This window comes from Brevundimonas sp. NIBR10 (assembly GCF_027912515.1).
Taxonomy (GTDB): domain Bacteria; phylum Pseudomonadota; class Alphaproteobacteria; order Caulobacterales; family Caulobacteraceae; genus Brevundimonas.
In genome coordinates this window covers 1394327-1420318 of record NZ_CP115464.1, presented here as the reverse complement: position 1 = coordinate 1420318, position 25992 = coordinate 1394327, and the positions used below count along the sequence as shown (strand labels likewise).

Sequence of the window (25992 nt, the reverse complement as noted above, 5' to 3'; positions counted from 1 at the left end):
TTGCACGATGCGGCCCTGCGGCGATCCTGTCGGCCATGACCGATCATCCTCACATCGCCGCCCCGTCCCCGCAGCCCCAGCGCCTGCCGCAAGACGTGTGGCGCGAGGCGTTCGAACTCGTCCGCACGATCGGACTGGCCCTGCTGGCCGCCGTCGCCATCCAGACCGTGCTGTTCCAGCCCTTCACCATTCCCTCGTCCTCGATGGAGCCGGGGCTGGTCACCGGCGACTACATCGTGGTGCGAAAGTTCGCCTATGGCTGGAGCCGCGCGTCCCTGCCCTTTCACCCGCCGGTGGGGTCGGGGCGGCTATTCGGTCGCTCGCCCGAACGCGGCGACGTCGTGATCTTCCGCCTGCCGCGCGACCCGCAACAGACCTGGGTCAAGCGCGTCATCGGACTGCCCGGCGACCGGATTCAGGTTCTCGGCGGGACCGTCCTCGTCAACGGCCGCGCCTTGCCTCAACGCGACGAGGGCCTGACCCAGGATCACGACTCGCCCGGGCGCACAGTCCTCCAGGTTCGCGAGACCCAGCCGGACGGCCGGACCTGGGTCACCTATGACGGCGGCTCGGCCCAGCCCGGCGACGACACCGGCGAATACGTCGTTCCCGACGGCCATTACTTCATGATGGGCGACAACCGCGACAATTCGCTCGACAGCCGCTGGCCCCGCGAACTCGGCGTCGGCCTGCTGCCCGCCGAGAACATCGTCGGCAAGGCGGAACTGGTCGTGGCCTCCTGGAAACCAGGCGCGGCCTTGTGGAAGCCCTGGACCTGGCTGAACCTTCAGCCGGGGCGGTTCTTTCAGCGGATCGGTTAGCGGTCGGCGTACTCAGCCGGGCTCAGCACGCCGTCATCGTTCCGGTCCAGCTGGGCGAAACTCGGGTGTGCGGCCGTCTGCGCCAGCGACGGTGCCGCGACCGCCCCGATGGCCAAACCGACCACCGCCGCCGCCACCGCCTGCCAGCCCCTCACCCGCGTCCGGCGAACGGGCGACAGCTCACGCTCGATGAACCCGCGCACCGCATCCGACGCCGTCCGGCCGTCGCGCTGGCATCGGGCCATGAAAGCGGTCTTGGTTTCGAAGGGCAGGCGGACCTCGAGGGTCTCTGACTTCTTGGGCGGGCGGGCGGTCATGGCGGCGTCCTGATGATCGGCCTCGCCATCAAGCCGCGTCCGTCGCCGGATCGCCAGTGAAAAATCGGACAGGCGAGGGCCGCCTCAGCCGTACAGGTCGCCCAGGTAAACCCGCCGCACCTCGGGATCGTGGACGATCTCGTCCGCCGTGCCCTCAAACAACACCGCTCCGCCCGACATGATCGAGGCGCGGTCGATGATATCGAGCGTTTCGCGGACATTGTGGTCGGTTATCAGGACGCCGATCCCCTCATTGGCCAGATAGCGGATCACCTGGCGGATGTCGGCGATGGCCAGGGGGTCGATGCCGGCGAAGGGCTCGTCCAGCAGCATGAAGGACGGCCGGCCTGCCAGCGACCGCGCGATCTCGACCCGGCGCCGCTCGCCGCCCGACAGGCCGGACGCCGGCGCGTGACGCAGGTGGTCGATATGCAGTTCTTCCAGCAACCGGGTCGTCTCGGTATCGATCCCCTTGCCGGTCTCGCGCAGTTCGACCACCGCCTTGACGTTCTGCTCGACCGTCATGCCGCGGAAGATCGAGGCCTCCTGCGCCAGATAGCCCAGGCCCATGCGGGCACGCTGGTACATCGGCTGGGCCGTGATGTCCTCGCCGTCCAGCCAGATCGAGCCCGAGTCCGCGGGGATCAGGCCGGTGATCATGTAGAAGCAGGTCGTCTTGCCCGCCCCGTTCGGCCCCAGCAGCCCCGCGACCTCGCCCCGCTGCACCGTCAGCGACACGTCGCGCACCACCTGCCGCGCGCCGAACGCTCGCGCGATGTTGCGCACCTGCAGACCGCGCGGCACCACGGCCGGCGCCGCGACGGGGGCGACCGGCTCGTTGACGTTGAGGGCGGAGAGTTCCTTACGGGCCAAGGGCGCTACCGGACCGAAACGGCCTCAGTTCCCCTGCGGATAGAAGACGCCCTGGATGCGGCTGTTCGTGCCGCCGGCCATGTTCGCAGCGCCGGTGTCGATATTGTAGGTCAGCCGCCCGCCGGTCAGGACGTTCTTGCCCTGGGTCAGGATCACGTCGCCGGTCACCACGATGGTGGCGTTCGAGATCGTGTAGACCGCCCGGTCACCCCGGATCGTCTCATTGGGCGTGACGTAATAGACATTGCCTGACGCGGTGACCGAGCTGATGTCGCCGCCCGCGGCGCTGGCACCCTCGATGGCGTCGGCCCGCAGGCGGTTGCCGCCCTGGGTTACTTCCGCCCGCCCCCGCAACGAGAACGAGGTATTGGTGCGCTCGCCCGCGTCGGCACCGATCATGATGGGCTGGTCGCTGGTCTGCGGGCGCACCTGGCCGACCGCCGCGCCGCCGATCAGGGCGACCGCCGCCAGCGTCAGCACGCCTGCGATACCGGAAAGCTTCATCATCGTCTTATCCACCGGAGCGCGTCGTGTTGAACACGCCGCGAATCTTGTTGTCGCCAGAGCCGGCGAAGGTGATCCGCTCGCCCTGATCATAGATGGCATAGGACGAAGCCGAAATCGATCCAAGGGGCCCCTGTCCCTGGATACCCTTCGATCCCGTGATGATCCCCGTCGCCGTATCCACCACCGCCTCGGGCGTCGTCAGGGTAAAGCCCGTGCCGCCGTCGGAAATCTTCACGTTCGGACCGATGGTCACGGTCCGCTTCGCCTCGTCATAGATGCCGGCGTCGGCCGTCATCTCGGTGACCTTGCGGCCGCCCAGGTTCAGCCTCAGCGCCGGGCCGTTCAGGCGGAAATGGCCGGTCGCCGGATCACGCACAGCCCCTTGCGCCCCGATCATGAAGGACCGCCCCGCCGCGTCCTGGCCATGGAACATGGGGTTGTCGAGCCGGACCTCACGGCTCTGGGCGGCCTTGCGCTCGACGCCGGACATCACCGTGCGGAACACCGTCCAGGTCAGCGCTCCACCGGCCAGGACCACGATCAGGATCGGCAGCAACCGCCGATACAGCTGCACCCGTTTCGACCGCACACGCCATTTCGCCGCCGCCTCGGCCAGGCGCTGTTCGTCGGCGAGGCGCCTCGCTTCGGCGGGATCGATCCCGGACTGTGGAGGCGGCGTGTCGGTCATTACAGGTGTGCGAAGATGTCCATTTCTTCCCAGCCTTCAAGGTCCAGACGCGACCGGGTCGGCAGGAAGTCGAAACAGGCGCGGGCCAGTTCGGTCCGCCCTTCGCGCGCCAGCATCATGTCCAGCTTGGCCTTCACCGCATGCAGATACAGGACGTCCGACGCCGCATAGTCCAGCTGCGCCTGGGTCAGGACGTCCGCGCCCCAGTCCGACGACTGCTGCGCCTTGGACAGGTCCACCCCGGCCAGTTCGCGCGTCACGTCCTTCAGCCCGTGCCGATCGGTATAGGTCCGCGCCAGCTTGGACGCGATCTTGGTGCAATAGACCGGCCCGGTCTCGACCCCGAGATAGAGCTGCATCATGGCGATATCGAACCGCCCGAAATGGAAGATCTTCAGCACCGCCCGGTCGGCCATCAGCGCCTTCAGGTTGGGACAGTCATAGGTCGGGCGACGCATTCGCACAACATGGGCATCTCCGTCCCCGGCCGACAGCTGGACCACGCACAGCGGGTCGCGATGGTAGCGCAACCCCATGGTCTCGGAATCGACGGCGACCTCGGGTCCGAGGTCCAGGCCGTCGGGCAGGTCGCCTTCGTGGAAATATACGGTCATGGGCTGCTTCTAAACCAGCGGGGGGCGGGACGCGAGGGCGGCGCGCGTGAGGTGATTGGTGGCTGGCGGTTTGTGGTTGCAGATCAACGAGGATCGATACCCACGACGCAACAGTGCTGGGCCCGGCGGCCACTAGTCACCAACCACCAATCACTCATCCAAGCGCCAGAATCAAAAAGGGACGCTGCGTCGCCGCAACGTCCCTTTGAAATGGTGCCCAGGAAAGGACTCGAACCTTCACGACCTTTCGATCACTGGCACCTGAAGCCAGCGCGTCTACCAATTCCGCCACCTGGGCCCCGACTGAAGCGCCCGCAAAGGCGTTTCGACCGGAAGGCGCGGACCCTTAAGGGACCGATCGCGGTCGGTCAACAGGGGTTTTCATCGACCCGTCACAACAAGCGTCGCGCGCTCCGCGCTTTGACGCGTTGCGAGCCGCCCGGCCGTCGTCTATCTGCGGTCTCGATCTTCCAAGGAGCGCTTCATGTCCCTGCCCGGCCCCGGTCTGGTCACCGTTTTCGGCGGTTCCGGCTTCATCGGATCGCAGGTGGTCCGCGCCCTGGCCAAGGCCGGCTGGCGCGTGCGCGTCGCGGTCCGGAAGCCCGCCCTCGCCGGCGACCTGCGGGTCCTTGGAGACGTGGGCCAGGTCCAGCCCGTCCGTTGCGACGTGACCAAGCCCGCCGAGGTCGCCGCCGCCCTGAAGGGCGCCTCCGCCGCCGTCAACCTGATCGGCATCCTGTACGAGAGCGGCAAGCGCACCTTCGACCTGATGCACGTCGAGGCGTCCCGGACGATCGCCGAGGGCTGCGCTGCCCACGGCATTGCCAGACTGGTCCAGGTCTCGACCCTCGGCGCCGACGTGAATGCGCGCTCCGACTACGCCCGCACCAAGGGCGAGGCCGAGGCGGCGGTACGCGCCGCGGTTCCGTCGGCCGTCATCGTGCGCCCTTCGATCGTGTTCGGGGCAGGCGACAATTTCTTCAACCAGTTCGCGGCGATGGCGACCATGGCCCCCGCCCTGCCCCTGATCGGCGGCGGCCAGACGAAGTTCCAGCCCGTCTATGTCGCCGACGTCGCCGAGGCCGTCGCCCGCGCCGTGGGTCGCGAGGACGCGGCCGGTCGCACGTTCGAACTGGGCGGCCCGGCGGTGTGGAGCTTCAAGGATATCCTGCAGTACGTGCTGCGCGAGACCGGCCGCGAGCGCCTGCTCGCCCCCCTGCCCTTCTTCGTCGCGAAGACCATCGGCGGCCTCGCCCAGATGACCACCCTGTTGGGTATCGCCCCGGCCCTGACCCGGGACCAGGTCGTCATGCTGGAGTCCGACAACGTCGTCACGCCGGGTGCCGAAGGGCTGGCCGCCCTGGGCATCGAGCCGACCGGCGTCGAGGCCATCGTTCCTTCTTACCTCTGGCGTTACCGTAAGGGTGGTCAGTTCGCCGAAGGTCCGAAGGGCGAGACGCTGGTCGCGATCTAACGCACGCCCGGCGCGGCCTTCTGCAGCGCGGAACGGTTGAAGGAGGACTTGCGTCGTGAAAGTCCTGATCATCGGTGGCTATGGCGTCTTCGGGGGCCGGCTGGCGCGTCTGCTGCGTGACGAGCGACGGATACGCCTGATTATCGCCGGCCGCTCGCTGAGCAAGGCGCAGGCCTTCTGCCTCGCCAGCCTGCCGGGGGCGTCATGCGAGGCGGCGGTCTTCGATCGCGACGGCGACCTGGACGCGCAGCTTCGCGCGATCGCTCCGGACATCGTGGTCGATGCCAGCGGCCCCTTCCAGGCCTATGGTCCGGACGGCCATCGCGTGGTTCGGGCGGCGATCGAACTCGGCATCAACTACCTCGATCTGGCCGACGGCGCCGATTTCGTGGACGAGGTCAGCCGCTTCGATATGGAAGCCAGGGCCGCCGGCGTGTTCGTGCTGTCCGGTGTCAGCAGCTTTCCCGTTCTCACCGCCGCGGTGGTTCGCGCCCTGTCCCGCGACATGGACGCCATCACTTCGATCGAAGGCGGCATCGCGCCGTCCCCCTATGCCGGCGTCGGCGAGAACGTGATCCGCGCCATCGCCGCCTATTCGGGCAAGGCCGTGAAGCTGCGACGGGCCGGCCGGGACACGACCGGCTTCGCCATGGCCGAAAGCCGTCGATACGTCATCCGCCCGCCCGGCGAGGTGCCCCTGCCGAGCCTGCGCTTCTCCCTGGTCGACGTGCCCGATCTGCGCATTCTTCCTAAACTCTGGCCGGGTCTTCAGGACGTCTGGATGGGAGCCGGCCCGGTGCCCGAGATCCTGCATCGCGCGCTGAACGGGCTGGCCCTGCTGGTACGATGGGGTGTCGTGCCCAGCCTGCGTCCGCTCAGCGGCCTGTTTCACAAGGCGATCAACATCCTGCGCTGGGGCGACCACCGGGGCGGCATGTATGTGTCGGCGGAGGGACTGCGGGGGACGTCGCCCGTGACCCAGTCCTGGCACATGATCGCCGAGGGCGACGACGGGCCGCTGATCCCGTCCATGGCGGCCGAGGCCCTCATTCGACGCGCCCTCGCCGGACATCCGCCGGCCCCGGGCGCACGCGCGGCGACGAACGAACTGGAACTCGCCGACTACGAGCGCCTGTTCGCGGGCCGGGCCATCGTCACGGGCCGTCGAGAGGACCGACCGGGCGAAGCGGCCGAGACCCCGGGGGCCCAGCCGCTATATCGCCATGTCCTGGGCGAGGCCTATGACCGACTGCCCGCCACAGTGCGGGCGCTGCATGACGCTCCGGTCTCTGTCGAGGGCATGGCCACGGTCGAACGGGGATCAAACCCGCTGGGCGGCTTGGTCGCCGATCTGTTCGGCTTCCCCAAGGCGGGTCGCGTTCCCGTGCGGGTGGATTTCGAGCGCACGTCGGACGGTGGCGAGATCTGGCGGCGCACCTTCGACGGACGCGCGTTCGAAAGCCGTCAATGCGAAGGGCGAGGGCGCTGGGAGGGTTTGATCCGGGAATCCTTCGGCCCGGTTACGGTCGGGCTGGCGCTTCTGGTGCGGGATGGTCGACTGGAACTCGTCGTCCGCCGATGGAGCGTCCTGGGCGTGGTGATGCCCCGACGCTGGGGTCCGCTCGGCCCCGCCTATGAAACCGACGAGGACGGTGTGTTCGCGTTCACGGTGACCATGGCGCACCCATGGCTCGGCGTTCTGGTGTCCTATCGCGGTCGGCTCGTCGCGGCGACCGGCACGCGAACCCTTTAGGCCGCGATCATCCGCTCCACCTCATTCACCAGATCGCGCAGGTGAACCGGCTTGGACAGGACCTTAGCTTGCGGCGAGGCCTGGGCGGCGGACAGGGCGACGGCGGCGAAGCCGGTGATGAACATGATGCGCAGGCCCGGCATGCGGGCGGCGGCGACGCGCGCGACCTCGATCCCGTCGGCGCCCGGCATGACGATGTCGGTCAGCAGCAGGTCATAGGGACCGTGTTCCAGGGCGTCGATGGCGTCGTCGCCGTTCTCGCAGTCAACGACCTGATGGCCGGCGCGTTCCAGCGCCCGCGTCAGGAACCCGCGCAGCGAGGCGTCGTCTTCGGCCAGCAGAATTCGCGCCATTTCGTGCTTGTCCCCACGGACCTGACAGGGTCCCGATCCGCCACGCTAGGCGCGGAACGGTAAACCGGCGATGAAAAACACCGTTTGAGCGAGAGCGGGGCTGTGGAGGATGCGGGAAAACCGGCTATGCGTCGGCCATGACGCCGCCCGAGCGCCCCACCCTCCATCCTGCGTTTGAGATCGTGCCCGCGACGTCGCCGGGGCCGCTGGTCTTCGCCTCGCCCCATTCCGGCGTGATCCGGCCCGACGACCTTTGCGCGCGGCCCGACCTGCCCGAAACCAGTCTGCGCAGTGCCGAGGATATCGGCGTCGACGCCCTGATCGCCTGTGGGCCCGCGCACGGGGTACCCCTGATCCTGGGCCGCATCACCCGCGCCTATGTCGATCTGAACCGCGACCCTGACGAACTCGACCCCGGCCTGATCGACGGGCTGGCGGGCACCGACGCGCTGTCGGCCAAGACGGCGGCGGGGTTCGGCGTCATTCCCCGGCGCTCCGGCGACGGCCTGGACCTCTATGAACGCCGCCTGACGATGGCCGAGGCGACCGCCCGGCTGGCAAACGTGCATCGTCCCTATCACACCGCCCTGGCCGACCTGATGAAGGCAGCGAGATCGCGCCACGGCACCGCCATCCTGATCGACTGGCATTCCATGCCCTCGCGCGCGACCGGTGGCGGCACCCGCAGCCGGCCCGGCCTAGACGTGGTGCTGGGCGACCGGCACGGCTCGTCCTGCACGGCGCGGCTGACGCGGCGTCTGAGGGCCCTGTTCGAGGGGCTGGGCTGGCGGGTCGGGCTGAACCAGCCCTATGCGGGGGGCTGGTCCACCCAGAGCTGGGGCCGGCCCACCGAGGGGTTTCACGCCGTCCAGATCGAGCTGAACCGCGCCCTCTATCTGGATGAGGACCGTCTGGAACCCAGCGCCGATTTCGATCGCTGCCGTCGCACCATCGAACGGGTGATCGCATCGCTCACTGCGGGCGACCTGGCTTGGGTCGACGGCGCATAACAAGAACGCCGCCCTCGACAAGGGCGGCGCGGAAGTTTGGGGGGATATTCTGCGCTAGCGCGCAGGCCCACCATCGCGACTTCAGCGCGCGCGCCGCGTTGACCTGGATCAAGGGGTCGTCGTCGCGGCAAAAAAAAAGCCGCGCCCAGAAGGCGCGGCATGAAAAGTTTATAGGGAGGAAACGCCCAGGAAGGGCAAGACGCCGCGAGGCGTCGAAGATCAATCTAGGTTGCGATGCACAATGCGTCAAGCGTCATGTAATCACCGTTCATCACGGCTTGTTACGGGGATTACGGCACTGGAAGGGCGTTTCCGGGGCATCGTGGACACGATTTATGCTTTGATCGCGGATGACCCGATGCTGCAACTGCGAAATGGCCGCTTCACAGCGAGGAGTTCGCGTCCAGCAGCCGCCGCGCAGTACGAATGGCCCGCGCCGCCGGCGATCCGGACTGGCGCCAAACCAGCAGGGTAAAGGCCGAGAGCACGCCCGCCGCCAGCCAGATCGGCCCGAACAGCCAGGCCGCCGCCGCCAGGGCGAAATAATAGCCCCGCACCCCTTGGCTGAAGGCCGCCAGCGCCGGGTTCAGCACCTGGGCCGTCGCCTCGCCGAAGGCCGCATGGGCCTCTTCGCCGTTGATCTCGGGCGCGGCGCCGATCAGGGCCAGGGTGTAGTTCATCTGGCGGATCGACCAGATGAAATCCAGCAGCCCCCGCGACAGACAGGCCAGCACCAGCGCCAGCTTGGCCTCCAGCAAGGGGATCGGCACAGCCTCGGCACCGACCGAGGCGAAGCTCTTCAGCGCGCTCTCGCCGCCGAACAATATGCCGCCCACGGCCGCGATCAGCAGCAGGTTGGACGAGGCGAAGAAGGATCCCGAATTGATCGAATGGCCCAGCAACTGGCTGTCCAGCAACCGGATCTCGCGCCGGGTCATCGCCGTCATCCAGGCGTGCCGGACGGTCAGCATGTCCTCGTTCAGCGCACCCGACCGCCGGGCGATCAACTTCAGCATCGGATCATAGCCGAGCCAGCACATGAAAAAGAGCGCCAGCGCGGACCAGTCGAAGGGGGTCATGTCGAAGTCCGAAGGGGAGGGATAAGGGACGAGGGATTAGGGATGAGGGATGACGTGAGCGCAAGATGCTCGGTCGCAGCCAGTCCCTCTGCGTCATCCGCTACGCCATTCCCTCGTCCCTGATCCCTAGTCCCTCGCCCCTCGACGCTGTAAGCGTCGCCCCATGTCCGCCCCCGAAACCCCGGCCGAAATCTTCAAGCGCGCGCTGGCCCATGCGGCCCGCGCCCTGGCCGAGCAATCCGAGCTTGAGGTCGCCTTCGGATCGGACGGGCCGAAACTGGCGAACGGCGTCCTGACCCTGCCCCATCCGTCGCGCGATCCGTCTGGACCCGAGAGCGCCGCCCTGCGGGGACAGGCCGACCGGCTGGCCCTGCGCCTCGCCAATCACGACGCGGCCGTTCACGCCCGCCTGCGGCCCCTCGACAGCCGCGCTGGCGAAGTGTTCGAGGCGGTCGAACAGGCCCGCGTCGAGGCGGTCGGATCGACGTCGCTCGCGGGGGTGCGCGCCAATATGAATGCGGCCCTGCTGACCCGGCTGGACCGGATGGGGGCCCTGCGCGCCGAGGCCGACCGCGTGCCGGTTGCCGAGACCCTGGCCCTGCTGGTCCGCGAACGGTTGACCGGCCAGCGTCCCCCCGACGGCGCCGGCGCCCTGCTCGACAAGGTCCGGCCCGAGCTGGAGGCCAAGGCCGGCGAGCAGATCGATCGTCTGGTCGCCATCGCCGACGACCAGGCCGCCTTCGGCCAGGCGATGAAGGACGTCCTGCGCGCCCTGGACCTCGATCCGGGCGACGGGCGCGGAGACGAGGCCAATGACGAACAGGGCGAGGACGAACCCGATCCCGCCGATCCCGATACCTCCGACGATCAGGAGGAGGAGGACGAAGGCGGCGGCGAGGGCGGCCAGTCGATGGAGGGTTCCTCCGACGATCAGACCGCCGAGGAGGAACGCGACAGTCGCCCCGACGGTGCCCCCGCCGAAATGGACGGCGATCAGACCGACGACGGGCCGGAGATGTCCGAAGGCGACCTGCCCAACCGGCAACAGACCGCCGACGACGGCAAGGCCATCGACGCCTACCGCGTCTTCACCCATCAGTTTGACGAGACCATCGACGCGTCGGACCTGTGCGACCCGAACGAGCTCGAACGGCTGCGGTCCCTGCTGGACCAGCAACTGACGGCCCTGTCCTCGATCGTGTCGCGCCTGGCCAACAAACTGCAGCGCCGCCTGATGGCCCAGCAGAACCGCACCTGGACCTTCGATCTCGAGGAGGGGATGCTGGACACCGCCCGCCTGACCCGGATCATCACCGACCCGACCGCCCCCCTGTCCTTCAAGGCCGAGAGCGAGAGCCCGTTCCGCGACACGGTCGTGACCCTGCTGCTCGACAACTCGGGCTCCATGCGTGGGCGGCCGATTATGGTCGCGGCCGTCTGCGCCGACATCCTGGCGCGGACGCTCGAACGTTGCGGCGTCAAGGTCGAGATCCTGGGCTTCACCACCCGCGCCTGGAAGGGCGGCCAGTCGCGCGAGGCCTGGATCACGGCGGGCAAGCCCGCCATGCCCGGCCGCCTGAACGACCTGCGCCACATCATCTACAAGTCCGCGGATGCGCCGTGGCGTCGGGCCAAGAAGAACCTCGGTCTGATGATGCGCGAGGGCTTGCTGAAAGAGAACATCGACGGCGAGGCCCTGACCTGGGCCCATGATCGTCTGGTGGCCCGCACCGAGGCACGGCGCATCCTGATGGTCATCTCCGACGGCTCGCCGGTCGACGATTCGACCCAGTCGGCCAATGCGGCCCTCTATCTGGACAAGCATCTGCGTCAGGTGATCGAGCGGATCGAGACCCAGTCGCCGGTCGAACTGCTCGCCATCGGCATCGGCCACGATGTCACCCGCTGGTACCGCCGCGCCGTCACCATCGTCGATGTCGAGCAACTGGCCGGGGTCATGGTCGAGAAGCTGGCCGAACTGTTCGAGGTCGAGCCCAAGGCCGTGACCCGCAAGGGCCGAGGGGCTGCCCGCGCGCCCGGTCAGACGCCGCAGCGCCGCGCCGCGTGACGACGGACAGTTTGAAGATGGGGTTCCGCAGCCTCGCCGCAGCCGGTCTGATCACCTTGGCCGCCTGTGCCGGGGTGGCCACCACCGTGCCGCGCGATCCGGGCGAGCACGGACATCCGATCCGGATGGAGGCCCGCCGCGTGCCGCTGGGCATCGGCGGGGCGGACCTCGCCCCCGGCGTGACCTGGGCCGGTGGCCTGTCCCTGCATGGCGTCAACCTTCACGGCCTGTCCGACCTCAAGCTGGACGGCGATCAGGCCTGGAGCGTCAGCGATTTCGGCAGCCTGGTCCGGTTCACCATCCGGCTCGACCGTGCGGGTCGTCTGGTCGGCGCGGGCGGGGCGACCACCCGTCGCCTGACCGGCCCGGACGGCACCCCGCTCCAGCCCAAGGCCGCCGCCGACGCGGAAGGCATCGTGCTTTTACCCTCCGGCGTCGCGATCAGCTTCGAGCGCGACCACCGCATCTGGTCCTACGGCCCGCGCGGGACCTCCCTGCCCGTTCCGCTGCGCCGCCCCGACGCCGCCTTCGGGGACAATGAGGGGATGGAAGGTCTGGCGGCCGCGCCCGGCGGCTGGCTGGCCATGGGTGAGGGCGGCGGGGCCTGGACCTGCGAGCCGACCGCCTGCACCGCCCTGCCCCACGCGCCCACCGCCTTCATCGACGGCTACAAGGTCACCGGTGCGGACGTCGATCCGAACGGCGGCTGGTTCGTGATCGAGCGCCTGTACACCCCGCCGCTGGACATGCGCGCCCGCGTCCGCCGCATGGCTCCGGACGGAACCCTGGGCCCCGTGCTGATCGCCCTGCGGCCTCCTGCCTCGGTCGACAATATGGAGGGGATCGCCGCCGTGCGGACCGCACGGGGAACGCGCCTCTATCTGCTCAGCGACGACAACGCCAACCCGCTGGAAAAGACCCTGCTGCTGGCCTTCGACATCGCCGACTGAGGATCAGCCCGCCGGCGGCGTCCGCGCGCCCTGCATCCGGCGCAGCATCTCGGCCGCCTCCCGCCGCTCGGCATCGGTCTGGACGGCGTTGCGGCAGCTGCGTACCGGGAAACGGGTCCCCGTTACCTGGATGTTCCGACATATCTGCCGCTGGCGGACCGGTTCCTCGGGCGGGGTCGCATCGACAGGAACCGGCGCGACCTGGACCGGCACCTCGGCGGGGACGGTCGTTTCGCGCGCGTCCGCCGATCCGGCGGGCGGGGTCTGCTGGCCGGACAGGCCGACGATGAGGGCAAGGGCGGTCAGAAGCACGCAACGACTCCGGCACAGACAGGATCAGGGGACAGGCATCCCCGCCACACCGCAGGCTGCAGGCGTGGCGGGGCTGAACGGATCAGTCCTCGGGATATATGGTCACCGTCCGGCAGCGCCGAACGGGGAACCGCGACCCGGAAACCTCGACATAGCGGCAGACCTGGCGCGTCGGCAGCGGAGCCTCCTCGACGAACTCGGGCTCGGCCACGGGATCTTCGACGACGACGGGTGCAGGCGCTGGGGCAGGCTGGGACACCGGGGCCGGGGCTGAGACCGGCTGCACGTCCGGCCCCTTGGCCTGAAGCGTCGCGACCAGGGCGATAAGGGCAAACATCATCGGAGATCACTCCAGCGAAGGTTGGAAAGACCTCATGATGCCTCAGACGTTCGCAACTGCAACAAAAATATTGCGGGCGCTCAGTGAACGATGGTTACACGCGTTCGCTGATCCGGATCGCCGCCCGGCACCCCGTGCGGATCACGGCGCTGAGCAGCCGGTATCCCGGTGCCTCGCGCGCGCCCTGTTCGACGGCATGGTCATGATGTTCGACCTCCTCGTCTCGAAAGGCGGTCAGTTCGGCGGCCAGCGCCGGGTCGCGACCTTCGACCTCGGCGATCTGGTCGGCATAGTGTTCGGCGATGACGCTTTCGACCGCCTCGGTGCAGGCGTGAGCCGCCTTTTCGCCCATCAGGGCCGTCCCGACGCCCAGAGCCTGGGCCGCCAGCCGCCAGGCCGGCAACAGCGCCGTCGGCCGCACCCGTTCGTCGTTCAACAGGGTCTCGAACCGCGCCAGATGCACCGCCTCCTGGCCCTGCATCCGCTCCATGTCGGTCGCCAGCTCGGTCCGACCGCCCGCGCGGAAAACCGCCGCCTGGGCGCGATAGATTTGCACCGCGCCATATTCCCCGGCGTGATCGACCCTCAGGATCTCGGCCGTCCGCGCGCGCATCGATCCTCGCCCGGGCCGGGGCAAAGGAATACGGCGGGCATCGGTCTCAGGGCTTGGGGGCACGCGCATCCTTGGGACGTTTGGCGGCCAGCAGGCTGAAGATGGCCAGGCCGGACGAAATCAGGAAATTCCAGCTTGCCATGCTCAACCCCAGGAAGCGCCACGTCACGGCGTCGCACATGACCACGCGCGGGGTCTCACCGCCGCCGAACGCCAGGGCGGTCAGCCCCTCCAGATCGACGTCCTTGGCCGCCATGCAGGTCGCCGGCAGGCTCCACCACTTCATCTCGCCGCCGGAATGGAAGCCGGCGGTGATCGCCCCCGTCGCGAACACGGCGAACAACAGGAAGGCCGCGATCCGGGGCGTCCCGCGCGACGCCCGGGTGATGACGGCCCACAGGGTGGCGATCAGCGAAATCGTCACAGCGCCCCAGAAGACCTCGCGCTGCTTGAGGCACAGGTTGCACGGCGACAGGCCCAGGAACCGCTCCGACGCATGAGCGGCCCCCAGCATGGCCAGCGAAATGGCCAGGGCAAAGGCGGTCCACCACCGCGTCAGAAGTCGATAGATCCCGATCATCACCGACAGTCCTACTGTACGCCGCCGCATCCGCCAATGCGCGGCGCGGGCCTCAATGCGGGATAAGCTTGACCGCTGCGAAGGCGGCAACCAGCACCGCGATCCCGATGACGGTGAACAGGGCCAGCCGCTTCTCGACCATCTCGAGCATGACGGGCCCCCAGGTCTTGAGCACGAAAGCCACCAGGAAGAACCGCGCGCCCCGCGTGATGACGCACAGGGCGATGAACAGCGGCAGGCTGAAGCTGAAGATGCCGGCGGCGATGGTGATCAGCTTGAACGGTATGGGGGTCAGCCCCTTGATCAGGATCACCCAGGCGCCGTGTTGCTGGAACAGGGCCTTGGACGCCTCGAAGGTGTCGGCCTTGCCCATGACGGTTAGCAGCCACATCCCGACCGGCTCGAGGAAGAACCCGATCGCATAGCCCAGCAGCCCCCCCAGGACCGACGCCGCCGTACAGACCGCCGCATACCGATAGGCCCGGTCCGGCCGCGACAGCACCATGGGAGCCAGCATCACGTCCGGCGGGATGGGGAAGAACGAGCTCTCGGCGAACGAGACGACGGCCAGCGCCTTTTCCGCATAGGGCTTGCGCGCCTGCTCGAAGACCCAGTCGTACAGTTTGCGCAGCATCGGCCATTCCCTGATCGAACCCTGCCCTACCTTCCCAGCCCTTAACGGTCCATTCGCCGCCGCGTCGCAGTCAGCCCAGCTTGGCGTCTCCCCTTCGAACCCTTAGGTTCCCCCCAACCGCAGGCGACCCGCCCGCACCCCCCCTTCGTGGAAAGCGCCCCCAATGACGCCAGACGCCACTATTGCCGCCGCCGAGAACCCCCTCGGCGTGGACGGTTTCGAATTCGTCGAGTTCACCGGCCCCGACCCGCAAGCCATGATCGCCCGGCTCGAAACCATGGGCTTCGTCCAGACCCATGTGAATCCGACGACCAATGTCGTTCGCCTGAAACAGGGCGACATCTCTTTCCTGGTCCACCGCACCCCGACCGGTCACGCCGGCGAGTTCGCGAAAGATCACGGTCCCTCGGCCAACGGCATGGCCTTCCGCGTCGCCGACGCCAAGGCCGCCTATGACAGCGCCGTCGCGCGCGGCGCCCATCCGGCCGACGGTCACGGCGGCGGCGCGCTCGGTGAGGGCGCCTATGTCCTGCGCGGCATCGGCGGCAGCTTGCTCTATCTGATCGACGCCTATGGCGAGACCGGGTCGCTGTACGACGGCTGGGACGAGATCGAGGGCTGGGAGGAGGACGAGCGCCGGAACAACGTCGGCCTGCACCTGCTCGACCACCTGACCCACAACGTCAGACGCGGCCAGATGCGCACCTGGTCCGGCTTCTACGGCGACGTCTTCGCCTTCGAGGAGCAGAAATATTTCGACATCAAGGGCAAGGCGACGGGCCTGTTCTCCCAGGCCATGATCGCGCCGGACCGCGCCATCCGCATCCCGCTGAACGAAAGCCAGGACGACACCTCCCAGATCGAGGAGTTCCTGAAACGCTACAACGGCGAGGGCATCCAGCACATCGCCCTGGCCACCGACGACATCTTCGAGACCGTCGAAAAGATGCGTGCGCGCGGCGTCGAGTTCCAGGACACCATCGAGACCTATTTCGAGTTGATCGACAAACGCCTGCCCAACCACGGCCATGACCTGGAGCGGATGCGCAAGAACCGCATCCTGATCGACGGGTCCGACGAAGAGGGCCTGCTGCTGCAGATCTTCACCACCGACACCTTCGGCCCGATCTTCTTCGAGATCATTCAGCGCAAGGGCAACGAAGGCTTTGGCAACGGCAATTTCCAGGCCCTGTTCGACTCAATTGAGCTCGATCAAATCCGTCGCGGCGTGATTGTGGTTGACGCCTGACCATGAAGCTCAAGCCGCCGTCCTGGCTGCCCTACCTCGGCCCGGTCCTCGCCGCCGTGGCCGGGGCCCTGGCCGGGCGGGTGTGGCTGGACGGAAGCTTCTGGACGGTGCTGATCGCCGGCATCGTCTGCGGCTTCCTGCCGATCGTCATCTACCGCGTCTGGAAATGGTCGCATCACCGGCGACCGCCGCAGTAGGCCTTTACGGCATGAACTGGATGGTGCGCGCGAACTGGACCTCGCGCGGGCCGGGAGCCACCTCGGCGTCCCGCATCAGGGCCAGCGCCGCCTCGCCGAAGCCCAGCCCCGGATGGGTCTCGCCCAGTACCCGGCATCCGGTCACACGGCCCGTGGCTCGCGCCGTGCATTCCAGCGTCACCGCCACGGCCGTCAGGGTCGGGCCGGTCTCGGCATCCTGCGTCCGCTCGACCGTGGCTTGCGGCGTCTTGAACGACACGTCCTTCTTGGGCGTGGGATCGATGAGCAGAGCGGCGGCGAGAACGAATGCGATCATGACGGAAACCCCTTCGATTTCTTAATGATCGACGCACAACTCCGTTCCCCGGCCCGGAAACTTCAAACGAAAACGGCGGCCCCCGTCCGGGAGCCGCCGCCTGATCGAAAACGGAGAAGCGGACTACTCCTCGTCTTCCTCGTCTTCGTCTTCCTCTTCCTCTTCCTCTTCCTCGTCTTCGTCCTCTTCCTCGTCGTCGTATTCCTCGTCCTCGTCCTCGTCGTCTTCTTCGTCTTCGTCTTCGTCTTCTTCTTCGTCTTCTTCGTCTTCCTCGTCCTCGTCCTCGTCTTCTTCCTCGTCCTCATCCTCGTCTTCTTCGTCCTCGTCTTCTTCCTCGTCCTCGTCGTCGTCCTCGATGGTCAGGTCATCGGCGGCGCACAGGTCGACGTTGAAGACCTCCTCGGTGTCGCCATCGTCATAGACGGCCTTGAGGTCGTACTCGCACTCGTCGAGCTCATCGATCGTCACATTGAGCGTGTCGCCCGGCTCGATGTTCGCCGGCAGGACGTCTTCGCCCCAGCTCGGGTCCGACGATCCGCTGAGGCGCAGATCGACCATCGTCGTATCGCCGTCATTCGTCAGCGAAAACGCGACGTCCTGAGCGATCGAACTGGTGCCGAACGCCAGCGCGATCACGGACACCGCCGCGAACAATCTTGTCTTCTTCATTGTGGGTTCCACCCTTGTTGACCGTATTGACGACCGCGATCCCCCTCGATGCGGACGGCGGGACCTGATCAAACGCGGGTCATCGAGTCAACGGCTAAGCTTGATGCAACCCCGGGGGCTGCATCGTCGCAGGACTTGTTTCGCCGTTTGAACTGGAAGCGGTCAGCGGCCGCGACAGACGGCATGGAGCACCGACCGCGCGCCCGCCACCACGCCCGTCCTTCCTCGGCCTGACCGTCAGATCGTGCCGCGCAGAACCATATCCAGACCCACCATAGCGGCGGCGATCACGCTCGACACGACATAGGCCAGGGCGTTCACCTTCCACGACAGCCTCAGCGTACGGCTGGCGATCACGGTCGGCACGAGCAGCACCAGGATCACCAGCGCCGGCAGGGTCCACGTCCCCCACCCCATCATGTCGCTGATCCTTGCCTCGTCGTTCAGGTTGAACAGGCTGACCCCCGCCGCCACCACCCGCATGAAGAGGGCGAAGTACAGCACCGCATAGGCTGTCAGGCTGTGCCGCCGCAGCACCACGACGAAGGCGGCCAGGGCGATCAGCACCGTCACCGCCGGTCCGGCCGCCGACATCAGGATATGATGGGTCTCGGTCATCGGCGCGCCGGGCACCACGCTGTTCACGCCATAGGACACCGGATAGCCGAGCGCCGCTCCGACCAGCCAGTGGGCCGCCTCATGCACCAGATAGGTCGCCACCGCGACGAGGGCTAAGACGCCGTAGAACGAAGGTTGGACCCGCCGATGGTTCACTGAAAAACTCCCTTGTAATCAACAGGGTCTGGCGTTCGCGCTTCCGGATGTCGAGTTACGGTTTGCTCACCTTTCACCGTCGGCACGGTCGCCGGCACGGACTGCGCACGACTTTTTTCGCCTTTCGACCCGTCGCTCTTTCCGGCCGTGTTAGACTGGGTCGCGCATCAACCTGGACGCCGTCGTCATGCCCCTCTCCCCCCAGTCCCGACTGGCGACCACTCCCGGATTTCAGACCTTTCAGACCCTGTTCCTGTCTCGCGTCGCCGCCCTGGCCCTCGCGGCAACCCTGACGATCGGCCCGACCCACGCCCTGGCCCAGACCCGGACTGTGCCCCAGCCGCCCGCATCGGAGGTCCCCCGCTGGTCCTTCGCCATCCACGGCGGGGCCGGCGTGATCGAGCGCGCCAGCCTCAGCCCCGAACAGGACGCCGCTTATCGCGCATCCCTGATCCGCGCGCTGGAGGCCGGCGGTGCGGTGCTGGAGCGCGGCGGCACGGCGCTCGACGCCATCCAGGCGGCGATCGAGCTCATGGAGGACGATCCCCTGTTCAACGCCGGACGGGGTGCGGTCTTCACCGCAGCGGGCAGGAACGAGCTCGACGCGGCCGTCATGAACGGTGCGGACCTGACCGCCGGTGCCGTCGCCGGCCTGACCACCACCCGCCACCCGATCGCGGCGGCGCGCGCGGTGATGGAACACAGCCCCCACGTCATGCTGATCGGCCCCGGCGCCGACAGTTTCGCGGCGTCGCAGAACCTGGAACAGGTCGACCCCGCCTTCTTCTTCTCCGAGCGGCGCTGGCAGGGTCTGGTCAAGGCCCTGACCGAGGCCGGCCAGCCCATTCCCGACCGCCCCGCCGGAGCCCCTCCTGCCCCTGTCGGCGGTATGGCCGACAACGACGCCTCGGCCCCGCCGCTCAATGAGCGCAAGTTCGGCACGGTCGGCGCAGTGGCGCTCGACACCCACGGCAACCTCGCGGCCGGCACCTCCACCGGCGGCACGACCGGCAAGCGCTGGGGCCGCGTCGGCGACGTCCCCGTCATCGGTGCCGGCACCTACGCCTCCAACGGCGACGGCTGCGCGGTCTCGGCGACGGGCGACGGCGAGTATTTCATCCGGGCGACGGTGGCGCGGGATATCTGTGCGCGGATTGCGCTGGCCCGAGACGAGCGGGCGCGAATTGAAGCGGCGGGAGACGGTTGCGAAGACGTCGCCGTTGGCGACATTTGCCTTGGTTGGCATTTTCCCCGGTCCGGCCAGATGGCCGCGCAGGCCGAAATCGATGATGCCGACGCGCTGGGCGGGAAAGGCGGCGTCATCGTTATGCAATCCGATGGGACGATCTCGTTCGCGATGAGCACGTCCGGAATGTACCGCGGCCTCGTCACATCCGATGAGCCTCGGCCAGAGGTCGCCATCTACGCCGACGAGACGCCGCAATGACCAAACCCCTCCCCACCCCCGACGAACTCGCCGACATGGCCGAGGAGGAACTGGCCGCGGCCTGTTCCCTGCTGTGGCCCGAGATCGTGCGGATCACCCCCTGGGGCGACAGTTTCGAGGGCTTCGCCCCGTCCGGCCGCACCGTCGAGGTCGAGCGCCGCTATTTGTGGGCCCATGAACCCGCAGGCGCCGTCGTCGTCGAAGTCGAGGTCCGCGACGCCTCCAACCGCACCGGCGCCGAAGCCCGTGCCGTCCTCGCCCCGCCGGCGTAACGGTCTCGGCCGATCAAGCGGGGCCTACCCTTCTTCCCCCGTACTTCACGGGGGAAAGCGGTCCGTCGTCGAGCGAAGCGAGACCAGGACCGATGGGGGAAGTCTTCTTTCTTCGCCCCCTTCACATGCCCCCCATCGTCGCTGCCTTCGCTGCGCTCAGGGACGCGACCGTCGTCGGCTCGCATGCGAGCCTTCCTCCACCCCCGCTGCGCGGGAGAAGAAGGAATCTCGGCTTGCCCGACGCCTCGAAGTTGCGAACTTCGAGCCTCCAATCCCTTGGCCCGCAACGGATTGCAGATTTCTGACCCTCCTCGAACGCGCCTAGGTACCGGCCGCGGCTATACTGCCCTTCGTCCCGTCGCGGGGAAGGGCGCAAGGCCTTGCGATCTTGTTGCGGCGGGGGTGTGTGGAGCGGGGCGGTCGAGGCCTCGTCTCCGGTCAGCCTTGGCGAGCTCCGAAGCCGGCGTCCCTCGGGAGGCTGGGCGCGGCACCCGGGGGATCGGGGGCGGTGTCGCCGGCCGTGCAAAGGGTCCGGCGCAGAGAGTCGGATCGTTCAGGGGATGACGTCGCAAGGGCGTCACCTTCCCGCCGGGGGCGCGGTAGCGGCAAGGGGTTAACACCCCCGCTGGTTCGAGCGATCGAGCCGTACAGCTCCTGCGAAAACCACGCACGCGGAGCGTTCGTCTTTCGCCGAAACGGTAATCACTACCCCTATTCCGGGCGAAGGCCCGGACGCTCCGCCGGCCTTTTCCACCTCCCGACGCTGCGCGGCGGGAGTCTGCCGAATCACGTCCTCTCCGGACGACGTGGCGAAGCCAAGGTCGATTCGGGAAGTGGCGGACGAACGCATCCTCGCGCCCCCGGCGTAAAAGCTTTCACCGAACCGCGTTAACCTTTTCATTGCCAAGCGCAGCCGTGGCGCCATGATGGCCCGGCCTGCGTGAGGGGATCGCCAGAGTGTCATTGCCCAGTCCGAGCGAGTTCCAGTCCGTCGACGGCTTCTATGAGCCCCAGGACGGCGGCGTCCTGTTCACCCTGTCGCCCCTGCTGCTGCTGGCCGTGGCCCTGCTGTTGGTCCTCGCCGGCCTGTTCGGCTGGTGGATCGGACGGCGCAAGAGCGACGGCGACGACCCCAGCCAGGCCATCTATGACGCGGTGAAGAAAGCCGTCACCGCTGCCGCCGGCGCACCGCGCGACTCGGTCATGATCACCGCCCGTCACCTGAACACCGTGCTCGAAGATCGGCTGGGGGCCGTCCTGCGCATCGGTCACGGTCTGGGTGGCCCGCACGAGGCCCTGACCCAGGCGCTCGACGGCCATGGCCCTGCCGACCACGAACCCGACAAGGACCACCCCGCCGACCCCCACACCGGCGTCAACAAGGTCACCATCAACGCCCGCAGCGTCGTCCTGAACACCCACGCCGCCCCCGCCGAAGGCGCTGCCCCCGATCCCCATGCGGACGCTCATCCGGCTCAGGGGCACGGCACGGGACACGGGGGCGGCCATGGCCACGCCCACACCAAACCCCTGGACGCCAAGGCCCAGCTGGCCGCCGTCCGCACCGCCGTCCACGACCTGTCCGACTACTGGAGCGACAAGCCCGCCCGCCTCAAGGATCTGCGCGAGGCCAGGAAACAGCTGACCACCGCCCCGCCGCCGTCGTCGTCGTCTGGCGAGCGGGTCTGGGAGCGGCCCCGGCCCGGCAAATGATCGTCGATCACCCGAACGGACCGGTTCCCCCGCCCCGAAAACGGGTCTAGCCTTCCGCCCATGAAACTCGCCTCGCTCAAGCACGGCCGTGACGGTCGCCTCGTCGTCGTCTCCAATGACCTGCACTGGTTCACCGACGCCTTCCTGATCGCGCCCAGTCTCCAGGCCGCGCTCGACGACTGGGAGCGGTGCGAGCCCCATCTGCGGGCCCTGGCCGAGAGCCTGGAGCACGGAGCCGTTCCGCGCGGCCGGTTCCACGAACACGACGCCGCCTCCCCCCTGCCCCGCGCCTATCAGTGGGCGGACGGTTCGGCCTATGTGAACCACGTGGAACTGGTGCGGAAAGCCCGCGGTGCCGAGATGCCCGACAGCTTCTGGACCGATCCCCTGATGTATCAGGGCGGCTCCGACGCCTTCCTCAGCCCCCGCGATCCCATCCCGCTCGCCGACGAAAGCTGGGGCTGCGACCTGGAGGCCGAGGTCGTCGTCGTCACCGGCGACGTGCCCCAAGGCGTCTCGGCGACCGAGGCGCTCGACCACATCCGTCTGGTCGGCCTGGTCAACGACGTCAGCTTGCGCAACCTGATCCCCGCCGAACTGGCCAAGGGCTTCGGCTTCGTCCAGTCCAAGCCCGCCTCCGCCCTGTCTCCCGTCTTCGTCACGCCCGACGCGCTCGGCGACCGCTGGAAGGACGGCAAGCTGCACGGCGAACTGACCGTCCAGCTGAACGGCCAGGACTTCGGCAAGGCCGACGCCGGCGTCGACATGACCTTCGACTTCGGCACCCTGATCGCCCACCTGGCCAAAACGCGCAGCCTGACCGCAGGCACCGTCATCGGCTCCGGCACCGTGTCGAACAAGGGCACCGACGGTGGCCCCGGCCGGCCGGTGTCCGCCGGCGGCCTCGGCTATTCCTGCATCGCCGAGGTCCGCACGGTCGAGACCATCCAGACCGGTGCGCCGAGCACCCCCTTCCTCAAACACGGCGACACCGTCCGCATCGAGATGCTGGACGACAAACACCACTCGATCTTCGGCGCCATCGAACAGACGGTCAGTTCGGCCTGATCACCTGCGCCGAAAACCGCTCCATCTCCTCGGCCTGAGGCGACATCTGAAGCAGGACCAGGTCGAGCCCCGCCGCCTCGAATTCGTCCATCCGCTCACGGACGGTCTCGGGCGTGCCGACGAAGCCGGGGCGAAGGCCTCGGTTCGACACCGAGTATTCGCGAATCTTCAGCTCCCGCTCCAGCTGGGTTCCCGACAGCCACTGGTCGAAGTTCGCGAACCCCGCCGGCGGCGACCCATTGGCCAGGCCAGGGATGGTCGTGATCCGTGCCAGTTCCGCCTCGGCCTCGGCCCGCGAGTCCCGAACGATCGAGTATCCCGCCATGCCGTATTGCATCGGCGGCAGGCCGAACGCCTCGCGCCGCCGCCTCATGTTGGCGATCTTGTCGGCGATCACGGCCGGTTCGTCGCCGTGCATGACATAGGCGTCGCAGTATCGGGCGATCAGCGTCTTGGCCGCCTCCGACTCGCCGCCGGCATAGATGACCGGACGCGGCCGCTCCGGCGTCGACACCGGCTTGGGCTCCACGATCGCGTCCTTCAACGTGTAGAAATCGCCCGCGAAATCCGTGGACGGATCGGTCCACAACCGGTCCAGCACCTGGAGCCACTCGGTCGTCCGGGCATAGCGGTCGTCGTGCTGATCGAACTGCAGGCCATAGCTCTCGGCCTCCTTGGCCCACCAGGACGAGACGACGTTCAGAGCCAGCCGACCGTTCGAGATCCGGTCGATGTTGGCCGCCTGTTTGGCGAACAGGGCCGGCTGGTGAAAGTTCGGCCGCACCGCCACCATCAGCTCGATCGTCGAGGTGATCGCCGCCAGCGCCGCCGCGCTCGACCAGGCGTCCAGCGCCGGCGCTTGAATCCCTTGGATGTCGTTCAGGTTCAGCTCGGCGATCAGGGTCAGGTCGTACCCCAGGTCCTCGGACCGGGTGACGATCCCCTTCAGATGCTCCCACGACGCCTGGGGCTCGTCGTTGGTGTTCCTCAGCCAGCCGCCGAAGACGGGAGCCCAGTATCCGTACTTCATGCCGCCGCCTTCCCGTTGACCGCGACCTTGGCCGCCTCTTCCGCCACGATGGCCATCAGCCAGTCGACCAGCACGTCATGAGGCTCGAACCCCAGAACCTCCAAGGGTTTGGCCACGAAGTTCGACAGGGCGTTGATGTCGTAGAACAACACCGACCCGTCGCGGTCGTCGATCAGATATTCGACCGACCCGATCTCCAGCCGCCCCTCCGCCGCGATCAACTCCGCCGCCGCGATGATCTCGTCCGGTGGCGTCACCCGCGTCATGGTCAAGGTCGGCGCGCCGGGCCGCACCAGACAGGCGTCGGCGGGGCACAGATCGAAGGCGTCGCCGGGGCTCTCGACATCCAGCGCATAGAGGAATCTGCCGCCGAGGGTCTCGACCCGCGTCACCTTGCCGTCCCGACGCGGGGCGTACTCCTGCACCAGAGAGATGCCGTTGACCCCGGCCGGACACCAGCCCTCGCCCGCCGCGACCGCAAGGTCCTCCGGCGTCTCATAGCGGACGATCCCGGTGCCCGCCCCGCCGATGTCGGCCTTGACCAGGACCGGAAACCGCAGACCCTCGGCGGCCTTGGGCAGGTCGGCCTGACGGTGCGCCGCCCGCGTCACCGGCCCCTTCAGCCCCAGCCGCGCGATCAGCGACAACTGCCGTGCCTTGGACGTATCGATCGGCAGGGCCGAAGCGTTGACCACCCGCGTCCCCTGCCCCCCCCAGTGCTCGAACAGGCTCTGGGCGTAGAAGATCGGATGTTCCGGGTCGCGCAGGAAGGACGACATCGCCACTCTGGAGAAGACCACTTTCGCCGGTGCCGGACTGGCCGCCGGATCGAAGGTGTGCTCCGCCAGCGGGACCTTCACATAGGAGACTCCGCGCCGGTCCAACGCCGCGAACAACGGCACGAACCATTCGGGATGCTCATAGACGATGGCGAGATCGGGCAGGCTGGACGCGTCGGACATAGGGGCCAGATGCGTTACACCCCAATGGAACGCAAGGGCTGCGCAAAAATTCCACGGCCTAAGTAGCGCAACACGCGCCAGCCCACTAAGAACACTTCACGCGGGCCCCGGTGGTGGAACTGGTAGACGCGCCGGACTCAAAATCCGGTTCCGAAAGGAGTGCCGGTTCGACCCCGGCCCGGGGCACCACTCTCAGAACAATGAGCCGACGACCGCCACGCGAGTGATCGCGGCGGCCTGCGCGCGAGTCAGCGCCGCCCCTCGCGGGAAGGCCCCTGCACCCGGCCCCAGCGAGCCGTGGGTCGCGAACCGCGCGTCCTCCGGCTGCAACATCGTGCGTGGATTGCCGTCACGGCCGGTGTGCCACATCTCGGTGAAGCCGTCCGGCGCGATGTGGTCGTCCATCCAGCAGTCGAGGAAGGTGGCGGCTCCGACCCGATCGGGATCGCCGTAGCGGCCGTCCGGAAACGTCTTCGTTGGTCGCCAGGGCCGACCGAGATAAACCGAATGCCGCGCCGTTCCGTGCTCCCGCGTCAGACGGCATCGGTGGAACACAAGGCCGAACGGCTGGTCCAGAGGCGTGCTGGGGGCGGTGACATAGCCATCCACTGGATCGACGGGCCGGGGTCGTGAGCGGATCTCGCAACCCTCGAACCAGATCCGGCCGGCCCCGAAGATGAAGTCATAACTGCCGCTGATCCGGCATCGGTCGAACAGGGCCGTCCCGGCGTCCGCGAACAGGGTGTCCTGATAGCCCAGGATGTCGCAGTCGCTGATCACGGCGCGGTCCGACCCTTCCGCCAGCATCAGGGCCACGGCCTGCGGTCCGGCCCCGTCGTGCGACCGCAGACCGCCGGGACGCGTCATCTCGGCCAAGCCGTCGAAGGCATTGGCGATCGTCAGCCGCTCGGCTCGAAATCCCGGTGCGCGAACCGTCAGGGTCGGCGTTCGCGTCGTGCCCCAGTTGCGCCCGTCGGGCGCCGTCAGACCCGATGCGGCCAGATGGCTGATGACGGTTCCTGCGCGGTCCTCCCCGACCAGATGGACGAAGGGCCTGTCGATCACGACCTGTTCGTTGATCACGCTGCGCCGGATCAGAATCCGGAACGGCGCGGTTCCGCTGACCGGCGCGGCGGCGACGGCGGCGGCGAGGGTCGCGTAGGTCGGTGCCCCCGAAACAGGCCGCACGCCCTCAGCCAGCACCTCGGCCTGATAGCCGGGCCCGACGTCGGCGACCGCCAGCCCAGGCGCTGCGGCCAGCGCCACCAGACCGGCCGACAGCCGACGACGGGTCAGGACCGGCGCCATC

The 25992-nt window shown here is 68.0% G+C and carries 30 protein-coding genes and 2 tRNA genes; 13 read left to right on the top strand and 19 right to left on the bottom strand.

What is annotated here, in order from left to right:
* The first annotated feature begins 35 nt into the window (after positions 1 to 35).
* Entirely contained in the window at positions 36 to 821 is a 786-nt protein-coding gene (gene lepB / locus O5K39_RS06905) for a signal peptidase I (RefSeq protein ID WP_271146538.1), read from the top strand.
* Here lepB and O5K39_RS06900 read toward each other — a convergent pair.
* From O5K39_RS06900 to O5K39_RS06875, 6 genes are all read right to left on the bottom strand, one after another.
* Entirely contained in the window at positions 818 to 1138 is a 321-nt protein-coding gene (locus O5K39_RS06900) for a hypothetical protein (RefSeq protein WP_271146537.1), read from the bottom strand. The two genes, lepB and O5K39_RS06900, sit on opposite strands and share 4 nt — an antisense overlap.
* A gap of 84 nt (positions 1139 to 1222) precedes the next feature.
* The gene (gene lptB, locus O5K39_RS06895; RefSeq protein ID WP_271146536.1) at positions 1223 to 2011 is read right to left on the bottom strand and encodes an LPS export ABC transporter ATP-binding protein; all 789 of its coding nucleotides are present in this window, start codon (positions 2009 to 2011) and stop codon (positions 1223 to 1225) included.
* 24 nt (positions 2012 to 2035) lie between these two features.
* Entirely contained in the window at positions 2036 to 2518 is a 483-nt protein-coding gene (locus O5K39_RS06890; protein ID WP_271146535.1) for an LptA/OstA family protein, read from the bottom strand.
* Between the two features lie 4 nt (positions 2519 to 2522).
* Positions 2523 to 3206 carry an LPS export ABC transporter periplasmic protein LptC gene (gene lptC, locus O5K39_RS06885; RefSeq protein ID WP_271146534.1) on the bottom strand — a complete coding sequence of 228 codons (684 nt, stop codon included), beginning with the start codon at positions 3204 to 3206 and terminating at the stop codon, positions 2523 to 2525.
* The gene (locus tag O5K39_RS06880) at positions 3206 to 3820 is read right to left on the bottom strand and encodes a ribonuclease D (RefSeq protein ID WP_271146533.1); all 615 of its coding nucleotides are present in this window, start codon (positions 3818 to 3820) and stop codon (positions 3206 to 3208) included. Before O5K39_RS06880 ends, lptC begins: the two co-directional genes overlap by 1 nt.
* A 211-nt stretch (positions 3821 to 4031) precedes the next feature.
* A tRNA-Leu gene (locus O5K39_RS06875) sits at positions 4032 to 4118 on the bottom strand.
* Positions 4119 to 4304: 186 nt separating this feature from the next.
* Here O5K39_RS06875 and O5K39_RS06870 point away from each other — a divergent pair.
* Positions 4305 to 5294 (top strand): complex I NDUFA9 subunit family protein, encoded by a 990-nt coding sequence (locus O5K39_RS06870; protein WP_271146532.1) that lies wholly within the window; start codon positions 4305 to 4307, stop codon positions 5292 to 5294.
* 55 nt (positions 5295 to 5349) lie between these two features.
* Complete coding sequence (locus O5K39_RS06865; protein ID WP_271146531.1) at positions 5350 to 7047, top strand: SDR family oxidoreductase; 1698 nt, start codon at positions 5350 to 5352, stop codon at positions 7045 to 7047.
* On the opposite strand, the gene O5K39_RS06860 is transcribed toward O5K39_RS06865, so the two are convergent.
* Complete coding sequence (locus tag O5K39_RS06860; protein ID WP_271146530.1) at positions 7044 to 7400, bottom strand: response regulator; 357 nt, start codon at positions 7398 to 7400, stop codon at positions 7044 to 7046. The genes O5K39_RS06865 and O5K39_RS06860 overlap by 4 nt on opposite strands.
* A 137-nt stretch (positions 7401 to 7537) precedes the next feature.
* Here O5K39_RS06860 and O5K39_RS06855 point away from each other — a divergent pair, with 137 nt between their 5' ends.
* Entirely contained in the window at positions 7538 to 8410 is an 873-nt protein-coding gene (locus O5K39_RS06855) for an N-formylglutamate amidohydrolase (RefSeq protein ID WP_271146529.1), read from the top strand.
* 383 nt (positions 8411 to 8793) lie between these two features.
* Here the strand turns inward: O5K39_RS06855 and O5K39_RS06850 are convergent, their stop codons facing one another.
* Complete coding sequence (locus O5K39_RS06850) at positions 8794 to 9489, bottom strand: DUF599 family protein (protein WP_271146528.1); 696 nt, start codon at positions 9487 to 9489, stop codon at positions 8794 to 8796.
* 163 nt (positions 9490 to 9652) lie between these two features.
* Between O5K39_RS06850 and cobT the strand changes: the two genes are divergently transcribed.
* Both cobT and O5K39_RS06840 read left to right on the top strand, forming a co-directional pair.
* A complete protein-coding gene (gene cobT / locus O5K39_RS06845; protein ID WP_271146527.1) occupies positions 9653 to 11557 on the top strand; it encodes a cobaltochelatase subunit CobT in 1905 nt (634 codons plus the stop codon).
* A complete protein-coding gene (locus tag O5K39_RS06840; protein WP_271146526.1) occupies positions 11554 to 12507 on the top strand; it encodes an esterase-like activity of phytase family protein in 954 nt (317 codons plus the stop codon). The genes cobT and O5K39_RS06840 overlap by 4 nt, the downstream gene beginning before the upstream one ends.
* A gap of 3 nt (positions 12508 to 12510) precedes the next feature.
* On the opposite strand, the gene O5K39_RS06835 is transcribed toward O5K39_RS06840, so the two are convergent.
* The 5 genes from O5K39_RS06835 to O5K39_RS06815 form a co-directional block, all read right to left on the bottom strand.
* Positions 12511 to 12819 carry a hypothetical protein gene (locus O5K39_RS06835; protein ID WP_271146525.1) on the bottom strand — a complete coding sequence of 103 codons (309 nt, stop codon included), beginning with the start codon at positions 12817 to 12819 and terminating at the stop codon, positions 12511 to 12513.
* 82 nt (positions 12820 to 12901) lie between these two features.
* Positions 12902 to 13159: a hypothetical protein gene (locus O5K39_RS06830; RefSeq protein WP_271146524.1), complete on the bottom strand. Its 258-nt coding sequence runs from the start codon at positions 13157 to 13159 to the stop codon at positions 12902 to 12904.
* Between the two features lie 94 nt (positions 13160 to 13253).
* A complete protein-coding gene (locus O5K39_RS06825) occupies positions 13254 to 13772 on the bottom strand; it encodes a demethoxyubiquinone hydroxylase family protein (RefSeq protein WP_271146523.1) in 519 nt (172 codons plus the stop codon).
* 46 nt (positions 13773 to 13818) lie between these two features.
* Positions 13819 to 14352, bottom strand: coding sequence for a disulfide bond formation protein B (locus O5K39_RS06820; RefSeq protein ID WP_271146522.1), 534 nt, complete (start codon positions 14350 to 14352; stop codon positions 13819 to 13821).
* A 52-nt stretch (positions 14353 to 14404) separates the two neighbouring features.
* Complete coding sequence (locus tag O5K39_RS06815; protein ID WP_271146521.1) at positions 14405 to 14986, bottom strand: YqaA family protein; 582 nt, start codon at positions 14984 to 14986, stop codon at positions 14405 to 14407.
* 163 nt (positions 14987 to 15149) lie between these two features.
* On the opposite strand from O5K39_RS06815, the gene hppD reads away from it, so the two are divergent.
* Positions 15150 to 16235: a 4-hydroxyphenylpyruvate dioxygenase gene (gene hppD / locus O5K39_RS06810; RefSeq protein WP_271146520.1), complete on the top strand. Its 1086-nt coding sequence runs from the start codon at positions 15150 to 15152 to the stop codon at positions 16233 to 16235.
* Between the two features lie 2 nt (positions 16236 to 16237).
* A complete protein-coding gene (locus O5K39_RS06805; protein WP_271146519.1) occupies positions 16238 to 16432 on the top strand; it encodes a hypothetical protein in 195 nt (64 codons plus the stop codon).
* Between the two features lie 4 nt (positions 16433 to 16436).
* Here O5K39_RS06805 and O5K39_RS06800 read toward each other — a convergent pair whose 3' ends face one another.
* The 3 genes from O5K39_RS06800 to O5K39_RS06790 form a co-directional block, all read right to left on the bottom strand.
* Positions 16437 to 16748, bottom strand: coding sequence for a TonB family protein (locus O5K39_RS06800; protein ID WP_271146518.1), 312 nt, complete (start codon positions 16746 to 16748; stop codon positions 16437 to 16439).
* Between the two features lie 123 nt (positions 16749 to 16871).
* On the bottom strand, positions 16872 to 17417 hold the full coding sequence (locus O5K39_RS06795) for a hypothetical protein (protein WP_271146517.1): 546 nt from the start codon (positions 17415 to 17417) through the stop codon (positions 16872 to 16874).
* Positions 17418 to 17654: 237 nt separating this feature from the next.
* Positions 17655 to 18191, bottom strand: a complete 537-nt coding sequence (locus O5K39_RS06790) for a hypothetical protein (protein ID WP_271146516.1) — start codon at positions 18189 to 18191, stop codon at positions 17655 to 17657.
* 187 nt (positions 18192 to 18378) lie between these two features.
* Between O5K39_RS06790 and O5K39_RS06785 the strand changes: the two genes are divergently transcribed.
* The 4 genes from O5K39_RS06785 to O5K39_RS06770 all read left to right on the top strand — a co-directional run bounded on the left by O5K39_RS06785 (position 18379) and on the right by O5K39_RS06770 (position 22691).
* A complete protein-coding gene (locus O5K39_RS06785; RefSeq protein WP_271146515.1) occupies positions 18379 to 19638 on the top strand; it encodes an isoaspartyl peptidase/L-asparaginase in 1260 nt (419 codons plus the stop codon).
* Positions 19635 to 19910 (top strand): hypothetical protein, encoded by a 276-nt coding sequence (locus O5K39_RS06780; protein ID WP_271146514.1) that lies wholly within the window; start codon positions 19635 to 19637, stop codon positions 19908 to 19910. The genes O5K39_RS06785 and O5K39_RS06780 overlap by 4 nt, the downstream gene beginning before the upstream one ends.
* 957 nt (positions 19911 to 20867) lie before the next feature.
* A complete protein-coding gene (locus O5K39_RS06775; RefSeq protein WP_271146513.1) occupies positions 20868 to 21623 on the top strand; it encodes a hypothetical protein in 756 nt (251 codons plus the stop codon).
* A gap of 60 nt (positions 21624 to 21683) precedes the next feature.
* Positions 21684 to 22691: a fumarylacetoacetate hydrolase family protein gene (locus tag O5K39_RS06770; RefSeq protein ID WP_271146512.1), complete on the top strand. Its 1008-nt coding sequence runs from the start codon at positions 21684 to 21686 to the stop codon at positions 22689 to 22691.
* Here the strand turns inward: O5K39_RS06770 and O5K39_RS06765 are convergent.
* Together O5K39_RS06765 and O5K39_RS06760 are read right to left on the bottom strand one after the other, a co-directional pair.
* Positions 22678 to 23721 carry an LLM class flavin-dependent oxidoreductase gene (locus tag O5K39_RS06765; protein WP_271146511.1) on the bottom strand — a complete coding sequence of 348 codons (1044 nt, stop codon included), beginning with the start codon at positions 23719 to 23721 and terminating at the stop codon, positions 22678 to 22680. The genes O5K39_RS06770 and O5K39_RS06765 overlap by 14 nt on opposite strands.
* Positions 23718 to 24683 carry an alpha-L-glutamate ligase gene (locus tag O5K39_RS06760; protein WP_271146510.1) on the bottom strand — a complete coding sequence of 322 codons (966 nt, stop codon included), beginning with the start codon at positions 24681 to 24683 and terminating at the stop codon, positions 23718 to 23720. The genes O5K39_RS06765 and O5K39_RS06760 overlap by 4 nt, the downstream gene beginning before the upstream one ends.
* Positions 24684 to 24787: 104 nt before the next feature.
* Here O5K39_RS06760 and O5K39_RS06755 point away from each other — a divergent pair.
* A tRNA-Leu gene (locus O5K39_RS06755) sits at positions 24788 to 24872 on the top strand.
* 3 nt (positions 24873 to 24875) lie between these two features.
* Here O5K39_RS06755 and O5K39_RS06750 read toward each other — a convergent pair.
* Positions 24876 to 25991, bottom strand: coding sequence for a pectinesterase family protein (locus O5K39_RS06750; protein WP_271146509.1), 1116 nt, complete (start codon positions 25989 to 25991; stop codon positions 24876 to 24878).
* Position 25992: the final 1 nt, after the last annotated feature.

Bases quoted from the DNA above. Each gene is read 5' to 3' on its own strand.
- lepB (WP_271146538.1), top strand. From the start codon at position 36: ATGACCGATCATCCTCACATCGCCGCCCCGTCCCCGCAGCCCCAGCGC.
- O5K39_RS06900 (WP_271146537.1), bottom strand. From the start codon at position 1,138: ATGACCGCCCGCCCGCCCAAGAAGTCAGAGACCCTCGAGGTCCGCCTG.
- O5K39_RS06890 (WP_271146535.1), bottom strand. From the start codon at position 2,518: ATGATGAAGCTTTCCGGTATCGCAGGCGTGCTGACGCTGGCGGCGGTC.
- lptC (WP_271146534.1), bottom strand. From the start codon at position 3,206: ATGACCGACACGCCGCCTCCACAGTCCGGGATCGATCCCGCCGAAGCG.
- O5K39_RS06880 (WP_271146533.1), bottom strand. From the start codon at position 3,820: ATGACCGTATATTTCCACGAAGGCGACCTGCCCGACGGCCTGGACCTC.
- O5K39_RS06870 (WP_271146532.1), top strand. From the start codon at position 4,305: ATGTCCCTGCCCGGCCCCGGTCTGGTCACCGTTTTCGGCGGTTCCGGC.
- O5K39_RS06860 (WP_271146530.1), bottom strand. From the start codon at position 7,400: ATGGCGCGAATTCTGCTGGCCGAAGACGACGCCTCGCTGCGCGGGTTC.
- O5K39_RS06855 (WP_271146529.1), top strand. From the start codon at position 7,538: ATGACGCCGCCCGAGCGCCCCACCCTCCATCCTGCGTTTGAGATCGTG.
- O5K39_RS06850 (WP_271146528.1), bottom strand. From the start codon at position 9,489: ATGACCCCCTTCGACTGGTCCGCGCTGGCGCTCTTTTTCATGTGCTGG.
- cobT (WP_271146527.1), top strand. From the start codon at position 9,653: ATGTCCGCCCCCGAAACCCCGGCCGAAATCTTCAAGCGCGCGCTGGCC.
- O5K39_RS06830 (WP_271146524.1), bottom strand. From the start codon at position 13,159: ATGATGTTTGCCCTTATCGCCCTGGTCGCGACGCTTCAGGCCAAGGGG.
- O5K39_RS06825 (WP_271146523.1), bottom strand. From the start codon at position 13,772: ATGCGCGCGCGGACGGCCGAGATCCTGAGGGTCGATCACGCCGGGGAA.
- O5K39_RS06820 (WP_271146522.1), bottom strand. From the start codon at position 14,352: ATGATCGGGATCTATCGACTTCTGACGCGGTGGTGGACCGCCTTTGCC.
- O5K39_RS06815 (WP_271146521.1), bottom strand. From the start codon at position 14,986: ATGCTGCGCAAACTGTACGACTGGGTCTTCGAGCAGGCGCGCAAGCCC.
- hppD (WP_271146520.1), top strand. From the start codon at position 15,150: ATGACGCCAGACGCCACTATTGCCGCCGCCGAGAACCCCCTCGGCGTG.
- O5K39_RS06805 (WP_271146519.1), top strand. From the start codon at position 16,238: ATGAAGCTCAAGCCGCCGTCCTGGCTGCCCTACCTCGGCCCGGTCCTC.
- O5K39_RS06800 (WP_271146518.1), bottom strand. From the start codon at position 16,748: ATGATCGCATTCGTTCTCGCCGCCGCTCTGCTCATCGATCCCACGCCC.
- O5K39_RS06795 (WP_271146517.1), bottom strand. From the start codon at position 17,417: ATGAAGAAGACAAGATTGTTCGCGGCGGTGTCCGTGATCGCGCTGGCG.
- O5K39_RS06785 (WP_271146515.1), top strand. From the start codon at position 18,379: ATGCCCCTCTCCCCCCAGTCCCGACTGGCGACCACTCCCGGATTTCAG.
- O5K39_RS06780 (WP_271146514.1), top strand. From the start codon at position 19,635: ATGACCAAACCCCTCCCCACCCCCGACGAACTCGCCGACATGGCCGAG.
- O5K39_RS06770 (WP_271146512.1), top strand. From the start codon at position 21,684: ATGAAACTCGCCTCGCTCAAGCACGGCCGTGACGGTCGCCTCGTCGTC.
- O5K39_RS06765 (WP_271146511.1), bottom strand. From the start codon at position 23,721: ATGAAGTACGGATACTGGGCTCCCGTCTTCGGCGGCTGGCTGAGGAAC.
- O5K39_RS06760 (WP_271146510.1), bottom strand. From the start codon at position 24,683: ATGTCCGACGCGTCCAGCCTGCCCGATCTCGCCATCGTCTATGAGCAT.
- O5K39_RS06750 (WP_271146509.1), bottom strand. From the start codon at position 25,991: ATGGCGCCGGTCCTGACCCGTCGTCGGCTGTCGGCCGGTCTGGTGGCG.